Origin of the sequence: Escherichia sp. WS1152 (assembly GCF_046487665.1) — a bacterium.
GTDB lineage: Bacteria > Pseudomonadota > Gammaproteobacteria > Enterobacterales > Enterobacteriaceae > Escherichia > Escherichia coli.
Genome location: NZ_JBJQJA010000008.1, coordinates 62,018 through 77,586, shown reverse-complemented (window position 1 = coordinate 77,586; position 15,569 = coordinate 62,018). Strand labels below are relative to the sequence as shown.

General features: G+C 50.6%; 16 protein-coding genes. 8 read left to right on the top strand and 8 right to left on the bottom strand.

All coding sequences use genetic code 11. The annotated features are described in order from the left end of the window. The first annotated feature begins 77 nt into the window (after nucleotides 1-77). From nrdR to pgpA, 6 genes are all read left to right on the top strand, one after another. The gene (gene nrdR, locus ACJHW7_RS14475) at nucleotides 78-527 is read left to right on the top strand and encodes a transcriptional regulator NrdR (RefSeq protein ID WP_000543535.1); all 450 of its coding nucleotides are present in this window, start codon (nucleotides 78-80) and stop codon (nucleotides 525-527) included. A 3-nt stretch (nucleotides 528-530) separates the two neighbouring features. After that, nucleotides 531-1,634: a bifunctional diaminohydroxyphosphoribosylaminopyrimidine deaminase/5-amino-6-(5-phosphoribosylamino)uracil reductase RibD gene (ribD, locus tag ACJHW7_RS14470; protein ID WP_001154827.1), complete on the top strand. Its 1,104-nt coding sequence runs from the start codon at nucleotides 531-533 to the stop codon at nucleotides 1,632-1,634. A gap of 88 nt (nucleotides 1,635-1,722) precedes the next feature. Continuing rightward, nucleotides 1,723-2,193 carry a 6,7-dimethyl-8-ribityllumazine synthase gene (gene ribE, locus ACJHW7_RS14465; RefSeq protein ID WP_001021161.1) on the top strand — a complete coding sequence of 157 codons (471 nt, stop codon included), beginning with the start codon at nucleotides 1,723-1,725 and terminating at the stop codon, nucleotides 2,191-2,193. A gap of 19 nt (nucleotides 2,194-2,212) precedes the next feature. After that, nucleotides 2,213-2,632, top strand: a complete 420-nt coding sequence (gene nusB, locus ACJHW7_RS14460) for a transcription antitermination factor NusB (RefSeq protein ID WP_000801125.1) — start codon at nucleotides 2,213-2,215, stop codon at nucleotides 2,630-2,632. A 77-nt stretch (nucleotides 2,633-2,709) separates the two neighbouring features. After that, complete coding sequence (gene thiL / locus ACJHW7_RS14455; protein WP_000742111.1) at nucleotides 2,710-3,687, top strand: thiamine-phosphate kinase; 978 nt, start codon at nucleotides 2,710-2,712, stop codon at nucleotides 3,685-3,687. Continuing rightward, the gene (pgpA, locus tag ACJHW7_RS14450) at nucleotides 3,665-4,180 is read left to right on the top strand and encodes a phosphatidylglycerophosphatase A (RefSeq protein ID WP_000154043.1); all 516 of its coding nucleotides are present in this window, start codon (nucleotides 3,665-3,667) and stop codon (nucleotides 4,178-4,180) included. The genes thiL and pgpA overlap by 23 nt, the downstream gene beginning before the upstream one ends. Nucleotides 4,181-4,356: 176 nt before the next feature. Here the strand turns inward: pgpA and espY3 are convergent, their stop codons facing one another. From espY3 to xseB, 5 genes are all read right to left on the bottom strand, one after another. After that, nucleotides 4,357-5,928 carry a T3SS effector pentapeptide repeat protein EspY3 gene (gene espY3, locus ACJHW7_RS14445; RefSeq protein WP_021556561.1) on the bottom strand — a complete coding sequence of 524 codons (1,572 nt, stop codon included), beginning with the start codon at nucleotides 5,926-5,928 and terminating at the stop codon, nucleotides 4,357-4,359. 230 nt (nucleotides 5,929-6,158) lie between these two features. Further along, a complete protein-coding gene (gene yajO, locus ACJHW7_RS14440; protein WP_001199817.1) occupies nucleotides 6,159-7,133 on the bottom strand; it encodes a 1-deoxyxylulose-5-phosphate synthase YajO in 975 nt (324 codons plus the stop codon). 54 nt (nucleotides 7,134-7,187) lie between these two features. Continuing rightward, on the bottom strand, nucleotides 7,188-9,050 hold the full coding sequence (gene dxs / locus ACJHW7_RS14435; RefSeq protein WP_000006815.1) for a 1-deoxy-D-xylulose-5-phosphate synthase: 1,863 nt from the start codon (nucleotides 9,048-9,050) through the stop codon (nucleotides 7,188-7,190). A 24-nt stretch (nucleotides 9,051-9,074) separates the two neighbouring features. Further along, nucleotides 9,075-9,974 carry a (2E,6E)-farnesyl diphosphate synthase gene (gene ispA / locus ACJHW7_RS14430; protein WP_000347217.1) on the bottom strand — a complete coding sequence of 300 codons (900 nt, stop codon included), beginning with the start codon at nucleotides 9,972-9,974 and terminating at the stop codon, nucleotides 9,075-9,077. Beyond that, on the bottom strand, nucleotides 9,974-10,216 hold the full coding sequence (gene xseB, locus ACJHW7_RS14425; protein ID WP_001124935.1) for an exodeoxyribonuclease VII small subunit: 243 nt from the start codon (nucleotides 10,214-10,216) through the stop codon (nucleotides 9,974-9,976). Before xseB ends, ispA begins: the two co-directional genes overlap by 1 nt. A gap of 205 nt (nucleotides 10,217-10,421) precedes the next feature. Between xseB and thiI the strand changes: the two genes are divergently transcribed. Then, on the top strand, nucleotides 10,422-11,870 hold the full coding sequence (thiI, locus tag ACJHW7_RS14420; protein ID WP_001612508.1) for a tRNA uracil 4-sulfurtransferase ThiI: 1,449 nt from the start codon (nucleotides 10,422-10,424) through the stop codon (nucleotides 11,868-11,870). Nucleotides 11,871-11,923: 53 nt separating this feature from the next. On the opposite strand, the gene yajL is transcribed toward thiI, so the two are convergent. Together yajL and panE are read right to left on the bottom strand one after the other, a co-directional pair. After that, the gene (gene yajL / locus ACJHW7_RS14415; RefSeq protein WP_001276325.1) at nucleotides 11,924-12,514 is read right to left on the bottom strand and encodes a protein deglycase YajL; all 591 of its coding nucleotides are present in this window, start codon (nucleotides 12,512-12,514) and stop codon (nucleotides 11,924-11,926) included. Beyond that, on the bottom strand, nucleotides 12,477-13,388 hold the full coding sequence (gene panE / locus ACJHW7_RS14410) for a 2-dehydropantoate 2-reductase (RefSeq protein ID WP_000705865.1): 912 nt from the start codon (nucleotides 13,386-13,388) through the stop codon (nucleotides 12,477-12,479). The genes yajL and panE overlap by 38 nt, the downstream gene beginning before the upstream one ends. A 167-nt stretch (nucleotides 13,389-13,555) precedes the next feature. On the opposite strand from panE, the gene yajQ reads away from it, so the two are divergent. After that, entirely contained in the window at nucleotides 13,556-14,047 is a 492-nt protein-coding gene (yajQ, locus tag ACJHW7_RS14405) for a nucleotide binding protein YajQ (RefSeq protein ID WP_001138904.1), read from the top strand. 127 nt (nucleotides 14,048-14,174) lie between these two features. Here yajQ and ACJHW7_RS14400 read toward each other — a convergent pair whose 3' ends face one another. Then, complete coding sequence (locus ACJHW7_RS14400; RefSeq protein WP_021556562.1) at nucleotides 14,175-15,539, bottom strand: MFS transporter; 1,365 nt, start codon at nucleotides 15,537-15,539, stop codon at nucleotides 14,175-14,177. Nucleotides 15,540-15,569 lie beyond the last annotated feature (30 nt).

The window sequence follows — 15,569 nt, the reverse complement described above, 5'->3', positions numbered from 1 at the left end:
CAAAAGCGTTGCGCCTTTGTTGTATCGTCAGTTCAGGGTAAAATAGATTTCTGTTAACCACCTGGTCAGGACGCCGTATGCATTGCCCATTCTGTTTCGCCGTGGACACTAAGGTAATTGACTCTCGTCTCGTGGGCGAGGGTTCATCCGTACGCCGCCGTCGGCAGTGTCTGGTGTGTAATGAACGTTTCACCACCTTTGAAGTGGCGGAGCTGGTTATGCCGCGTGTTGTAAAAAGCAACGACGTGCGTGAACCGTTTAATGAAGAAAAATTACGTAGCGGAATGCTGCGGGCGCTGGAAAAACGTCCGGTGAGTTCCGATGACGTCGAAATGGCAATCAATCATATTAAATCGCAGCTGCGCGCCACCGGTGAGCGCGAAGTGCCGAGCAAGATGATTGGCAATCTGGTGATGGAGCAATTGAAAAAGCTCGATAAAGTCGCCTATATCCGTTTTGCCTCTGTCTACCGCAGTTTCGAAGATATCAAAGAATTTGGCGAAGAGATCGCGCGCCTGGAGGACTAAGCCGTGCAGGAAGAGTATTACATGGCGCGGGCGCTAAAGCTGGCGCAACGAGGACGTTTTACCACCCACCCCAACCCGAATGTCGGGTGCGTCATTGTCAAAGATGGCGAAATTGTCGGTGAAGGTTACCACCAACGAGCGGGTGAACCACATGCCGAAGTACACGCGTTGCGTATGGCGGGTGAAAAAGCCAAAGGTGCGACCGCCTATGTCACACTCGAACCCTGTAGCCATCATGGTCGTACGCCACCGTGCTGTGACGCACTCATCGCCGCTGGCGTAGCGCGCGTGGTCGCTGCGATGCAGGACCCGAACCCGCAGGTCGCTGGGCGTGGACTTTACCGTCTGCAACAGGCTGGCATTGACGTCAGCCACGGCCTGATGATGAGTGAAGCCGAGCAATTGAATAAAGGCTTTCTCAAGCGGATGCGCACCGGCTTTCCTTATATTCAGTTAAAACTTGGCGCATCGCTTGATGGCCGCACGGCGATGGCGAGCGGCGAAAGCCAGTGGATCACTTCGCCTCAGGCGCGGCGCGACGTACAACGACTGCGCGCACAAAGTCATGCCATTTTAACCAGCAGCGCTACGGTGCTGGCGGATGATCCTGCCTTAACGGTGCGTTGGTCTGAACTGGATGAACAAACTCAGGCGCTCTATCCGCAACAAAATCTCCGTCAGCCGGTACGTATTGTGATTGATAGCCAAAATCGCGTGACGCCGGAACATCACATTGTGCAGCAGCCCGGCGAAACCTGGTTCGCGCGTACGCAGGAAGATTCTCGTGAGTGGCCGGAAACGGTGCGTACCTTGCTGATTCCAGAGCATAAAGGTCATCTGGATCTGGTTGTACTGATGATGCAACTGGGTAAACAGCAGATTAACAGCATCTGGGTGGAAGCGGGGCCAACGCTCGCTGGCGCATTGCTGCAGGCGGGTTTAGTCGATGAGCTGATTGTCTATATCGCACCTAAACTATTAGGCAGCGACGCCCGTGGATTATGCACACTGCCAGGGCTTGAGAAATTAGCTGACGCCCCCCAATTTAAATTCAAAGAGATACGTCATGTAGGCCCGGATGTTTGCCTGCATTTAGTGGGTGCATGATCTCCCGGCTCGAAAGGGAAGCAGCGCACGAAATATTATGCTAAAATCCGCCCCCCTGCGGGGCCATACTCGAACCCGAAGGAAGAAAATGAACATTATTGAAGCTAACGTTGCTACCCCGGACGCTCGCGTCGCCATCACCATCGCGCGTTTCAACAACTTTATCAATGACAGCCTGCTGGAAGGTGCAATTGATGCACTGAAACGTATCGGTCAGGTAAAAGATGAAAACATTACCGTTGTTTGGGTGCCTGGTGCCTATGAGCTGCCGCTGGCGGCGGGTGCACTGGCTAAAACCGGTAAATACGACGCGGTGATTGCGCTGGGTACGGTTATTCGTGGTGGCACTGCCCATTTTGAATATGTCGCTGGTGGTGCAAGCAACGGCCTGGCGCATGTTGCCCAGGACAGCGAAATTCCGGTTGCTTTTGGGGTTCTGACCACTGAAAGCATTGAACAAGCGATCGAACGTGCTGGCACCAAAGCTGGCAACAAAGGTGCAGAAGCTGCACTGACCGCGCTTGAAATGATTAATGTATTGAAAGCCATCAAGGCCTGAAATTAGTAAGGGGAAATCCGTGAAACCTGCTGCTCGTCGCCGCGCTCGTGAGTGTGCCGTCCAGGCGCTCTACTCCTGGCAGTTGTCCCAGAACGACATCGCTGATGTTGAATACCAGTTCCTGGCTGAACAGGATGTAAAAGACGTTGACGTCCTGTACTTCCGTGAGCTGCTGGCCGGGGTGGCGACTAATACCGCATACCTCGACGGACTGATGAAGCCATACCTGTCCCGCCTGCTGGAAGAACTGGGACAGGTAGAAAAAGCAGTACTGCGCATTGCGCTGTACGAACTGTCTAAACGTAGCGATGTGCCATACAAAGTGGCCATTAACGAAGCGATCGAACTGGCGAAATCGTTCGGCGCAGAAGACAGCCATAAGTTCGTCAACGGCGTCCTCGATAAAGCAGCACCTGTGATTCGCCCTAACAAAAAGTAATATCCAGGCCGGTAGATTCACGGAAGACCGTTCCATGATCGCCGGCCTTTTCTTTTTTACCTGCTGAGGCATAACGTATGGCATGTGGCGAGTTCTCCCTGATTGCCCGTTATTTTGACCGTGTAAGAAGTTCTCGTCTTGATGTCGAACTGGGCATCGGCGACGATTGCGCTCTTCTCAATATCCCCGAGAAACAGACCCTGGCGATCAGCACTGATACGCTGGTGGCGGGCAACCATTTCCTCCCTGATATCGATCCTGCTGATCTGGCTTATAAAGCACTGGCGGTGAACCTAAGCGATCTGGCAGCGATGGGGGCCGATCCGGCCTGGCTGACGCTGGCATTAACCTTACCGGACGTAGACGAAGCGTGGCTTGAGTCCTTCAGCGACAGTTTGTTTGATCTTCTCAATTATTACGATATGCAACTCATTGGCGGCGATACCACGCGTGGGCCATTATCAATGACGTTGGGTATCCACGGCTTTGTTCCGATGGGACGAGCCTTAACGCGCTCTGGGGCGAAACCGGGTGACTGGATCTATGTGACCGGTACACCGGGCGATAGCGCCGCCGGGCTGGCGATTTTGCAAAACCGTTTGCAGGTTGCCGATGCTAAAGATGCGGACTACTTGATCAAACGTCATCTCCGTCCATCGCCGCGTATTTTACAGGGGCAGGCACTGCGCGATCTGGCAAATTCAGCTATCGATCTCTCTGACGGTCTGATTTCCGATCTCGGGCATATCGTGAAAGCCAGCGACTGTGGCGCACGTATTGACCTGGCATTGCTGCCGTTTTCTGATGCGCTTTCTCGCCATGTTGTACCGGAACAGGCGCTGCGCTGGGCGCTCTCTGGCGGTGAAGATTACGAGTTGTGTTTCACGGTGCCGGAACTGAACCGTGGCGCGCTGGATGTGGCTCTCGGACATCTGGGCGTACCGTTTACCTGTATCGGGCAAATGACCGCCGATATCGAAGGGCTTTGTTTTATTCGTGACGGCGAACCTGTCACGTTAGACTGGAAAGGATATGACCATTTTGCCACGCCATAAAGATGTCGCGAAAAGTCGCCTGAAGATGAGTAATCCGTGGCATCTGCTTGCTGTCGGATTCGGAAGTGGATTAAGCCCGATCGTTCCTGGGACGATGGGTTCGCTGGCAGCGATTCCGTTCTGGTATCTAATGACCTTTTTACCCTGGCAGCTCTATTCGCTGGTGGTGATGCTGGGGATCTGTATCGGCGTCTATCTTTGTCATCAAACGGCGAAAGACATGGGCGTGCACGATCACGGCAGCATTGTCTGGGACGAATTTATTGGTATGTGGATCACGCTCATGGCGCTGCCGACCAATGACTGGCAGTGGGTTGCCGCCGGGTTTGTGATTTTCCGTATTCTGGATATGTGGAAGCCGTGGCCGATCCGCTGGTTTGATCGCAATGTACATGGCGGCATGGGGATCATGATCGATGATATTGTCGCCGGGGTGATTTCCGCAGGCATCCTGTACTTTATCGGTCATCACTGGCCGCTGGGTATTCTTTAAATGCCATTGACCGGGAGGTGTAGGCGATTCCAGACCACCCGGTTTGATTTATAAATGAACAGTGCCCCAATTTTGGGGCACTCTGTTAAAGTAAAACCCGACATCACCGAATATACTATGCGGCGATATTTCAAGGTGTATCTTTGTCACTCATAATCAATGACACTGAAATATCGTCAGTCGACGAACTCATAATAATTGCTCATATTCTCTGACTGTTGACGAAAAATATCATCAAAATTATTCTCAATGGTTTCGGTCATAGTGTTGAATAAATTTTTAGAAAGTTCATCTATTTTGTCTTGAATCTTTGATTTTATTTCATCTTGAATTTCACGGGTAACCAAAAGTTGGTCCAATTGATCATCCATTTTGTATTTTGCAATTAATTGTGCAGTTAAAGGTACTTTCTTCAAATAATCATTTTTTGTTAGTTTATACTGGTCTTTGAAATATTGTTTGGCTTCTGCTTGTATATATTTAAAAAATTCATTATACTTTTTCCTGCTTATTTTTCCTTGAAGATTCATTGCGCGATTGAATATTTTCTTTAAATGCTGATTGTAGAAAATAAAATTATAGATATCTTGTTTTATTTTAATAACTGTTGATTTTTCTTCAAAGTTTAATGACTCAGGGTTTTTATCTGATTCAATATAGTCAAGAATAATTTTTGCTAATGGGCTAATGTCTTTTTCTTCTGTTGATTCTGCTTCTGTTTTTAATATCGGATTAAAAAGGTCGGTACGGTAAAGTTTCGTGCCTTTCATCCTGACGATGTCAGGAAGAATAGTGTTTGAAAGATTAGCCTCGCTAAAGTCCACATTTTGGCAATCACTTTCTGATAAATCTGCCCAATTGAAAGTGGTTTTAACACAGGAGCAGTTAGTTAGAATCATCCCTTTCGTTTCATTCCCATGTGATTTCTGATAAGTTATCCTTTGTATTATTTGATCTGCTTCTGGATATTGCATCTCAGGTTCTTTTTCTTTACCATATATCACCGCATTATCAAGAATTGCGCCAGTGCAATTCATATTTGTTAGATCGCATTTGATAAATCTACAACTGTTAAAATTCGCATTTGTACAATTCGTATTTGTAAACTTGACGCTATCAAAATAAGTATGTTCGAAGTTGACATTTGAGCAGTTACAGTTTCCCAGATCTATACCGAAATCTATAGCGGGATCTTTATTGGGATCTTTACCGGAAATATTGCTGTGTGCTAGATATAGACCGCTGAAATCGTAATATCCATTGTCATCCTTTTCTATTGGGAGTGAATAAGTCTTTACTACCTCGTTAACAATAGAGATAGTTCCACGCATCATCAGATTTTCTCCGACTTTATAAAAAATAATGTTATGTTTGATGGTGCTGTTGTATGGCTCTGGCAATGAGGATGCAATTTTATTCCAGAAACAACAAAGCGTGGTCTGCTTTTGTTTGGGCGAGAGGTTATCAAATTTCAGGTTTAAATATGAGTCTAAATCTGACGATGCATCTATATTAAAATTGGGATCTGGAGTTAACGCTGAATTATAATTTAGAACTGACAATGTATTGATGTATTTATGAATCGATTTAAATGCCTTTTGTTTATCACTGTCCAGAAAAAAATCACGAATTTTGTTCCATAGCCTTTCAATAAGATTTTGATTTAAATCGTGCTTCATTGAGTTTCTTAAATCTGCAACCGGTACATCAGTAAACAGGATCGGTTGTTTGGTGATGGTTTTCATCATGATTGTAATCCTCTTACGTTGACTAAATAAGACAGTTTTAGGGGATATTACCTGGAGAAACTATCAAAAATCGCTCAAAGGGATGAAGACGATGAATAGCTGCAAACTCATTCACGAAGAATTTCTCTTGCAGAGGTGGATTATGGTTACAGAAGGTGATGGGACGTACCTTGTCCCCATCATCGCAGACGATGGGGAATTCAGCAGATAAAATGGGTGAAAAGCGAAATTTACTTAAATCCTACGACCGGATGCGGTTTATACGGCGTTTCCAGTTCGGCAATCTGTTCTGGCTTCAAAGTGATATCCACCGCGTTCAGCAGCTCATCAAGCTGTTCTTCCCGCGATGTACCGATAATCGGTGCGGCAATGCCCGGTTTACTCAACAACCAGGCCAGCGCAACTTGTGCTCGTGTTGCACCGAGTTCTTCACTGACGCCCGTTAACCGCTCCGCAATTTGCGCGTCATTTTCATCGCTTTCTTTATAGAGATTTTTCCCCACCTCATCAGACACCAGTCGTGCGGTAGTTTCTCCCCACGGACGAGTCAGTCGCCCCCGTGCCAGCGGGCTCCATGGAATCACCGCTACGCCTTCCTGATAACACAGCGGCAGCATTTCGCGCTCTTCTTCACGATAAATCAGATTGTAGTGATCCTGCATACTGACAAACTGCGCCCAGCCGTGCTGTTTTTGTAGCTTCAGGGCCTGAGCAAACTGTGAGGCGTGCATTGATGACGCGCCGATATAACGCGCTTTCCCGGCTTTTACCACGTCGTTGAGGGCTTCCAGCGTCTCTTCGATCGGCGTGTTGTAATCCCAGCGATGAATTTGCAGGATATCGACATAATCCATGCCGAGACGGCGCAGGCTGTCGTCGATAGAGCGCAATATTTGCGCACGGGATAATCCTTCCGGTAAATCACCAACGCGATGGAATACTTTGGTGGCAACGACCACGTCTTCACGACGGGCGAAATCCCGCAGTGCGCGACCGACGATCTCTTCGCTGCTGCCATCGGAATAGCTATTGGCGGTGTCAAAGAAATTTATGCCGCCTTCCAGCGCGCGTTTAATTATGGGACGGCTGCTTTCTTCCGGCAGTGTCCATGCGTGATTACCACGATCAGGCTCGCCAAAGGTCATACAGCCGAGGCAAAGTCGGGAAACGCGAAGGTCGGTTTTTCCTAAGGGGTTGTATTGCATGCTGCCACTCCTGCCATGAATAATTTCTTAAGCATAGCAGGAGTGGAGTAGGGATTATGCCAGCCAGGCCTTGATTTTGGCTTCCATACCGGCGGCATCGAGGCCGAGTTCGGCGCGCATTTCTTCCTGAGTTCCTTGCGGAATAAAGAAGTCCGGCAGACCAATGTTCAGCACGGGTACTGGTTTACGATGGGCCATCAGCACTTCGTTCACTCCGCTACCTGCGCCGCCCATAATGGCGTTTTCTTCTACGGTGACCAGCGCTTCATGGCTGGCGGCCATTTCCAGAATTAACGCTTCATCAAGCGGTTTCACAAAACGCATATCGACCAGCGTAGCGTTCAGCGATTCGGCGACTTTCGCCGCTTCTGGCATCAGCGTACCAAAGTTAAGGATCGCCAGTTTCTCGCCACGACGCTTCACAATGCCTTTGCCAATTGGTAGTTTTTCCAGCGGCGTCAGTTCCACGCCAACCGCGTTGCCGCGCGGGTAGCGCACCGCTGACGGGCCATCGTTATAGTGATAGCCGGTATAGAGCATCTGGCGACATTCGTTTTCATCGCTCGGGGTCATAATGACCATTTCCGGTATGCAGCGCAGGTAAGAGAGATCAAAAGCGCCCTGGTGGGTTTGACCGTCAGCACCAACAATGCCCGCGCGGTCGATGGCAAACAGGACCGGAAGCTTTTGAATTGCCACGTCATGCAGCACCTGATCATAGGCGCGTTGCAGGAAAGTGGAGTAAATCGCGACAATGGGTTTGTACCCACCAATGGCCAGACCCGCAGCAAAGGTCACTGCGTGTTGCTCGGCAATCGCTACATCAAAATAGCGATCCGGGAATTTGCGTGAAAACTCGACCATACCGGAACCTTCACGCATCGCCGGAGTAATCGCCATCAGCTTGTTGTCTTTCGCTGCCGTTTCGCACAACCAGTCGCCAAAGATTTTTGAATAGCTCGGCAAACCGCCGCTACTTTTCGGCAAACAACCGCTGGAGGGATCAAATTTAGGCACGGCGTGGAAGGTGATTGGGTCTTTTTCTGCCGGTTCATAACCACGACCTTTTTTGGTCATGATATGCAGAAACTGCGGACCTTTCAGGTCGCGCATGTTCTTCAGCGTGGTGATAAGCCCCAGCACATCGTGACCGTCCACCGGGCCGATGTAGTTAAAGCCCAGCTCTTCAAACAACGTGCCAGGCACTACCATGCCTTTAATATGTTCTTCGGTACGTTTGAGCAGCTCTTTAATTGGCGGAACGCCAGAGAAAACTTTTTTCCCGCCTTCGCGCAGTGAAGAGTAAAGCTTACCGGAAAGCAGCTGTGCCAGATGGTTATTGAGCGCGCCAACATTTTCGGAAATCGACATTTCATTGTCGTTGAGAACCACCAGCATATCAGGACGTATATCGCCCGCGTGATTCATCGCTTCAAACGCCATGCCAGCGGTAATCGCGCCGTCGCCAATGACACAGACGGTACGGCGATTTTTGCCTTCTTTCTCGGCAGCAACCGCAATACCAATTCCGGCACTGATGGAGGTTGATGAATGCCCGACGCTTAATACGTCATATTCGCTTTCGCCGCGCCACGGGAACGGGTGCAGACCGCCTTTCTGACGGATGGTGCCGATTTTGTCGCGGCGTCCGGTCAAAATTTTATGCGGATAAGCCTGATGCCCCACATCCCAAATCAATTGGTCAAACGGGGTGTTATAGACGTAGTGCAGCGCCACGGTCAGCTCGACCGTGCCCAGCCCGGAGGCGAAGTGCCCGCTGGAACGGCTCACGCTGTCGAGTAAATAGCGGCGCAGTTCGTCGCAGAGTTTCGGTAAACTCTCTTTCGGCAACAGTCGTAACTCCTGGGTGGAGTCGACCAGTGCCAGGGTCGGGTATTTGGCAATATCAAAACTCATCAGGGGCCTATTAATACTTATTGTTTATTTATTACGCTGGATGATGTAGTCCGCTAGCGCTTCCAGTGCCGAGGTATCGAGTGATTGTTCAGCCAGTTGTTTCAGCGACTGGCGGGCATCGTCGATCAGATCCCGGGCTTTCTTCCGGGCTTGCTCAAGACCCAGAAGTGCAGGGTAGGTACTTTTACCAAGTTGCTGGTCGGCACCCTGGCGTTTTCCCAACGTTGCAGTATCTCCCACCACATCCAGGATGTCATCCTGAACCTGGAAGGCAAGGCCGATGCTCTCTGCGTACTTGTCAAGTACTGGCAGAGCACGACGTCCTTTATCTCCGGCGCTTAATGCACCAAGGCGAACGGCGGCGCGAATCAATGCGCCAGTTTTATGACGATGAATACGCTCAAGCGCGTCCAGAGGTACGTGTTTGCCTTCCGCGTCTAAATCCAACGCCTGACCACCGCACATTCCGGCAATACCGCTGGCGCTCGCCAGTTCAGAAATCATCGAAATTCTGTCGCGATCCGACACTTCTGGCATATCGGCATCGCTTAAAATCGAGAACGCCAGCGTTTGTAAAGCGTCGCCAGCGAGAATCGCGTTCGCTTCGCCAAACTTCACATGGCAGGTCGGCAAACCGCGACGCAGATCGTCATCATCCATCGCCGGTAAATCATCATGAATTAATGAGTAAGCGTGGATACACTCAACGGCGGCAGCGGGTGCGTCCAGCGTGTTTGTGCTAACGCCGAACATATGACCGGTGGCATAAACCAGGAAAGGTCGCAGGCGCTTACCACCTAATAATGCGCCATACTGCATGGTTTCGACCACGGGAGTGTTCTGAAAGGGCAGTGGGGCGATAAAACGGCTCAGCGCCTGGTTGGCCTGCTTAACGCAGGCTTCGAGTTGCTGCGGAAAGTCCATTACTCATTGTCCGGTGTAAAAGGGGTTAGAGAGGCGTCTTCATTGTCAGACAGCAGAATTTGTACGCGCTGTTCGGCTTGTTGTAATTTGGCCTGCCCCTGACGTGCCAGCTGCACGCCGCGTTCGAACTCGTTCAGCGCCTCTTCCAGCGGCAGGTCGCCACTTTCCAGACGGGTTACAATCTGTTCCAGCTCGCTCAGCGCCTTTTCAAAGCTGGCGGGCGCCTCATTTTTCTTCGGCATAATGAATGTCTGACTCTCAATATTTTTCGCCCCGTCATGGTAACGGACTCAGGGCAAATAGCAAATAACGCGCAATGGTAAGGTGATGTGCGCAGCAAAGCGATGTTAGTGGTATACTTCCGCGCCTGGATGCAGCCGCAGGTGTGGGCTGCTGTATTTTTCCCTATACAAGTCGCTTAAGGCTTGCCAACGAACCATTGCCGCCATGAAGTTTATCATTAAATTGTTCCCGGAAATCACCATCAAAAGCCAATCTGTGCGCTTGCGCTTTATAAAAATCCTTACCGGGAACATTCGTAACGTTTTAAAGCACTATGATGAGACGCTCGCTGTCGTCCGCCACTGGGATAACATCGAAGTTCGCGCGAAAGATGAAAGCCAGCGTCTGACTATTCGCGACGCCCTGACCCGTATTCCGGGTATCCACCATATTCTCGAAGTCGAAGACGTGCCGTTTACCGACATGCACGATATTTTCGAGAAAGCGTTGGTTCAGTATCGCGATCAGCTGGAAGGCAAAACCTTCTGCGTACGCGTGAAGCGCCGTGGCAAACATGATTTTAGCTCGATTGATGTGGAACGTTATGTCGGCGGCGGTTTAAATCAGCATATTGAATCCGCGCGCGTGAAGCTGACCAATCCGGATGTGACTGTCCATCTGGAAGTGGAAGACGATCGTCTCCTGCTGATTAAAGGCCGCTACGAAGGTATTGGCGGTTTCCCGATCGGCACCCAGGAAGATGTACTGTCGCTCATTTCCGGCGGTTTCGACTCCGGTGTATCCAGCTATATGTTGATGCGTCGCGGCTGCCGCGTGCATTACTGCTTCTTTAACCTCGGCGGCGCGGCGCATGAAATCGGCGTTCGCCAGGTGGCGCATTATCTGTGGAACCGCTTTGGCAGCTCCCACCGCGTGCGTTTTGTCGCTATTAATTTCGAGCCGGTCGTCGGGGAAATTCTCGAGAAAATCGACGACGGTCAGATGGGCGTTATCCTCAAACGTATGATGGTGCGTGCCGCGTCTAAAGTGGCTGAACGTTACGGCGTACAGGCGCTGGTCACCGGCGAAGCACTGGGCCAGGTGTCCAGCCAGACCCTGACCAATCTGCGTTTAATTGATAATGTCTCCGATACGTTGATCCTGCGTCCGCTGATCTCTTACGACAAAGAGCACATCATCAACCTGGCTCGCCAGATTGGCACCGAAGACTTTGCTCGCACGATGCCGGAATATTGCGGTGTTATCTCCAAAAGCCCGACGGTGAAAGCGGTTAAGTCGAAGATTGAAGCGGAAGAAGAGAAATTCGACTTCAGCATTCTCGATAAAGTGGTTGAAGAAGCGAATAACGTTGATATCCGCGAAATCGCCCAGCAGACCGAGCAGGAAGTGGTGGAAGTGGAAACCGTCAATGACTTCGGCCCGAATGACGTCATTCTCGATATCCGTTCTGTCGATGAACAGGAAGATAAGCCACTGAAAGTCGAAGGGATTGATGTGGTTTCTCTGCCGTTCTATAAACTGAGCACCAAATTTGGCGATCTCGACCAGAACAGAACCTGGCTGCTGTGGTGTGAGCGCGGGGTGATGAGCCGTCTGCAGGCGCTCTATCTGCGCGAGCAGGGCTTTAACAATGTGAAGGTATATCGCCCGTAATTTGTGGTTTTTACGTCGCATCTGGTCAGATGCGACGTTTGCCGCATCCGACACTACTCGTAATAATTATAAATCCCTGCCGCCATCACCAGTTGTGATGCCACTTCATGGGCTTTTTCACGCCCAACCAACAGGTCGATAATTTTCAGACCAAAGTCGATAGCTGTACCCGGCCCCTGGCTGGTCAGCAATTTTACCCGCGCATCCCAGACGACGCGCTTGTCCTGCCATTGTTCGGCGGGAATTTTGTCTTTCAGCGTCGGGAAGCCGGTCATATTGCCAATCGGAAAGATATCGTGCGGCACCAGCACGGTGGCTGGCGCGGCGCAAATAGCCGCGACGATACGCCCGGAACGGTGGAACTGTTTAACGGTTTCAACCAGCAGAGTGCTATCGCGAAAACACTCCGTGCCTTTAATGCCACCAGGCAGCACGATCACGTCATATTCGCCATCAGCCACTTCGACCAGCGGCGCATCCGCCAGCAGCTTCACGCCGCGCGAGCAGGTAATTGCCAGGTTGCCATCGCTGTCGACGCTGGCAGTGGTGACTTTGATACCGCCGCGAACCAAGAGGTCGATCGTGGTGACGGCTTCAGTCTCTTCACTACCAGGGGCGAGGCAAACCAGTGCCGATGCGCTCATATTCACTCTCCTTTCTTTTTACCATTTCAAACAGGCGGGTGTTTTCCGGTACGGCAATCCCATGCGCGCGGGCGCGGCGTAAGAGAAAACCATTGATATAGTCGATTTCGGTGTGGCGCAGCGCGCGGATATCCTGCAACATCGACGAGATATTTTCCGCTGTGGCATCAATCACCTGCATCACGTAATCACGCAAATCTTCCGCTGAAGTATGATGCCCTTCGCGTTCGATCACTGCCGCGACTTCTTCGCATATTTGCATAATTTCTTGCGGATGATGACGTAATTCACCGTTCGGGCAATTCCAGATGGCAGTCAGTGGATTAATCACACAGTTGACTGCCAGCTTGCGCCACAGCTCGGCGCGAATATTGTTATGCCAGGCAACGTCAGGCAACACGGTTTGCAAAATATCCGCCAGATAACTGTAATCGCCGTCCTGTTGCCGTGCTGGACCAATATGCGTGATACCGTTTGCCACATGAATAATGACATTGCCGTCGCGGCGGGCGGCATGGGTGGTGGTGCCCATCAGTAATGGCTGCTGAATGTTTTGCAATTCTTCGATGGTGCCCATGCCGTTGTGAATTAACAGTATTGGCGTAGTTACAGGCAGTGTGGACGCGAGGCTTTTGACGGCATCGGAAACCTGCCATGCTTTCAGCGTCACCAGGAGCAGATCGCTGGTGGCAAGAAAATCGGGATCGTTGGCGGTCAGCGATTCGTTAAATATCGAACCATCTGTCTCAACCAGATTCACACTACAATAAGGTTGCGGTACGCGCAGCCAGCCCTGAACTTCATGACCCTGTTTACAAAGTGCTGTAAGCCATAATTGCCCTAAGGCACCGCATCCCAATACGGTAATTTTCATTGTTCCTCCTCACCCGCAACCACTCCGGGTGTTCAATAAGGCTATCCCTTAATTGTGCATGCTGTTGCGACTATGCACAATTAAGGGATACGTCCTGGTGCAGGACTGTTGGTTATTTAACTTTGCAGGTATTATGCTTCGCATCAAAAATGAAGGGAGAGGAAAAGATGCCATCTTTCGATATTGTCTCTGAAGTTGATCTTCAGGAAGCACGTAACGCGGTCGATAACGCGAGCCGCGAAGTGGAGTCCCGTTTTGACTTCCGTAACGTTGAAGCCTCATTTGAGCTGAACGACGCCAGCAAAACCATCAAAGTGTTGAGCGAGTCCGACTTCCAGGTCAATCAGTTGCTGGATATTCTGCGTGCCAAGCTGCTGAAGCGCGGCATTGAAGGCAGTTCACTGGATGTACCGGAAAATATCGTTCATAGCGGTAAAACCTGGTTTGTGGAAGCGAAACTGAAACAGGGCATTGAGAGCGCCACTCAGAAAAAAATCGTCAAGATGATCAAAGACAGCAAACTGAAAGTGCAGGCGCAAATTCAGGGCGATGAGATCCGCGTGACTGGCAAATCTCGTGATGATTTGCAGGCTGTCATGGCGATGGTGCGCGGTGGCGATCTGGGTCAGCCGTTCCAGTTCAAAAACTTCCGCGATTAATCGCGACAACCTGCGCTTTGTTCATGTCAGATGCGGCATGAACGCTTGGTTCGGCCTACAAAGGTTTGTAAATCAGGAACTTAGTAGGCCTGATAAGCGTAGCGCAGCAGGCAATTTCGCCTCGCTTTTATGCCTGGCGAATTGCCTGTTCAACCTCAAAGCGATTCGTCACTTTGCTGTCGATTTTCACATAAGCTGAATGCTCTTCTTCTGCAATCAACACTTCTTTGACGCCTTCAGTTTCCAGCAAACGCACTTTTAACGCTTCGTTTGCGGCAATGTTCGCCGGGATTTCAATGCGCAAACTGCTGACATACGGCGGTTCTTTCATGGTACTGGCGACTGCCAGCCACACTGCGGCCAGCATTGCGCCAGCGAGAAATACCCCCTGACCGTCAAACATGCCGTCAATCCAGCCGCCCAGCGAACCGCCAATCGCCACGCCAAGAAACTGGCTGGTGGAGTAAACACCCATCGCCGTACCTTTGTAACCTGCTGGCGACTCTTTACTGATAAGTGAGGGCAGGAGGGCTTCCATCAAATTAAACGCCACAAAGAAAAGCTGCACGCCGACCACCAGTTGCCAGAACTGCGTTTGCGCGTTCCACAACACAATTTCCGCAACCACGATCAACCCGACGCAGAAGACAAAGACTTGCTTCATTTTGCGCTTAACTTCAGCGTAGATAATGAAAGGCACGACCGAGCCAAAGGCGATTAGCATTGTCGCCAGATAGACCTTCCAGTGTTCAGCCGCCGGGAACCCCGCATCAGCCAGTTGCCCTGGCAGGGCAACAAACGTCGACATTAACAAAATATGCAGACACATAATGCCAAAGTTGAGTTTTAGCAGCCGCGGTTCCGCCAGCACTTTACTGAAACTGCCTTTCACCATTCCGGACTCACGATTAAGTACGTGAGTGCTACTGTTGGGTACAACCCAAATGGTCAACGCAATGCCGGTTGTTGCCAGAATAGCGATCATCCAGAACAGCGCGTGCAGCCCAAGTTTGTGAGTGATGATCGGGCCCAGCACCATCGCAATGGCAAAGGTAATGCCAAAGCTCACGCCGATAAACGCCATTGCTTTGGTGCGGTTTTGTTCGCGCGTGAGATCGGAAAGCAGCGCCATAACGGCAGCGGCAATCGCACCGGAGCCTTGTAGCGCCCGGCCCAGAATAATTCCCCAGATGGAGTCAGAAAGCGCAGCGATAACGCTACCGGCGGCAAACACTGCCAGCCCACCGACAATTAATGGTTTGCGACCAATGCGGTCGGAAAGCAGGCCAAACGGAATCTGAAAAACGGCCTGAGTCAGACCATAAATACCAATGGCAATACCGATTAATGCTTCGTTGGCACCTTGCAGAGCCATGCCGTACGTGGTCAGAACCGGCAGAACCATGAACATGCCCAGCATGCGCAACGAGAATACGGTCCCTAAACCCCAGGTCGCGCGCCGCTCACCTGGCGTCATTTTATAATCGTTCATTACCACCTCTGTTTTAAATTCGCGACTAGT

Bases quoted from the DNA above. Each gene is read 5' to 3' on its own strand.
- nrdR (WP_000543535.1), top strand. From the start codon at position 78: ATGCATTGCCCATTCTGTTTCGCCGTGGACACTAAGGTAATTGACTCT.
- ribE (WP_001021161.1), top strand. From the start codon at position 1,723: ATGAACATTATTGAAGCTAACGTTGCTACCCCGGACGCTCGCGTCGCC.
- thiL (WP_000742111.1), top strand. From the start codon at position 2,710: ATGGCATGTGGCGAGTTCTCCCTGATTGCCCGTTATTTTGACCGTGTA.
- pgpA (WP_000154043.1), top strand. From the start codon at position 3,665: ATGACCATTTTGCCACGCCATAAAGATGTCGCGAAAAGTCGCCTGAAG.
- espY3 (WP_021556561.1), bottom strand. From the start codon at position 5,928: ATGATGAAAACCATCACCAAACAACCGATCCTGTTTACTGATGTACCG.
- yajO (WP_001199817.1), bottom strand. From the start codon at position 7,133: ATGCAATACAACCCCTTAGGAAAAACCGACCTTCGCGTTTCCCGACTT.
- dxs (WP_000006815.1), bottom strand. From the start codon at position 9,050: ATGAGTTTTGATATTGCCAAATACCCGACCCTGGCACTGGTCGACTCC.
- ispA (WP_000347217.1), bottom strand. From the start codon at position 9,974: ATGGACTTTCCGCAGCAACTCGAAGCCTGCGTTAAGCAGGCCAACCAG.
- xseB (WP_001124935.1), bottom strand. From the start codon at position 10,216: ATGCCGAAGAAAAATGAGGCGCCCGCCAGCTTTGAAAAGGCGCTGAGC.
- thiI (WP_001612508.1), top strand. From the start codon at position 10,422: ATGAAGTTTATCATTAAATTGTTCCCGGAAATCACCATCAAAAGCCAA.
- yajL (WP_001276325.1), bottom strand. From the start codon at position 12,514: ATGAGCGCATCGGCACTGGTTTGCCTCGCCCCTGGTAGTGAAGAGACT.
- panE (WP_000705865.1), bottom strand. From the start codon at position 13,388: ATGAAAATTACCGTATTGGGATGCGGTGCCTTAGGGCAATTATGGCTT.
- yajQ (WP_001138904.1), top strand. From the start codon at position 13,556: ATGCCATCTTTCGATATTGTCTCTGAAGTTGATCTTCAGGAAGCACGT.
- ACJHW7_RS14400 (WP_021556562.1), bottom strand. From the start codon at position 15,539: ATGAACGATTATAAAATGACGCCAGGTGAGCGGCGCGCGACCTGGGGT.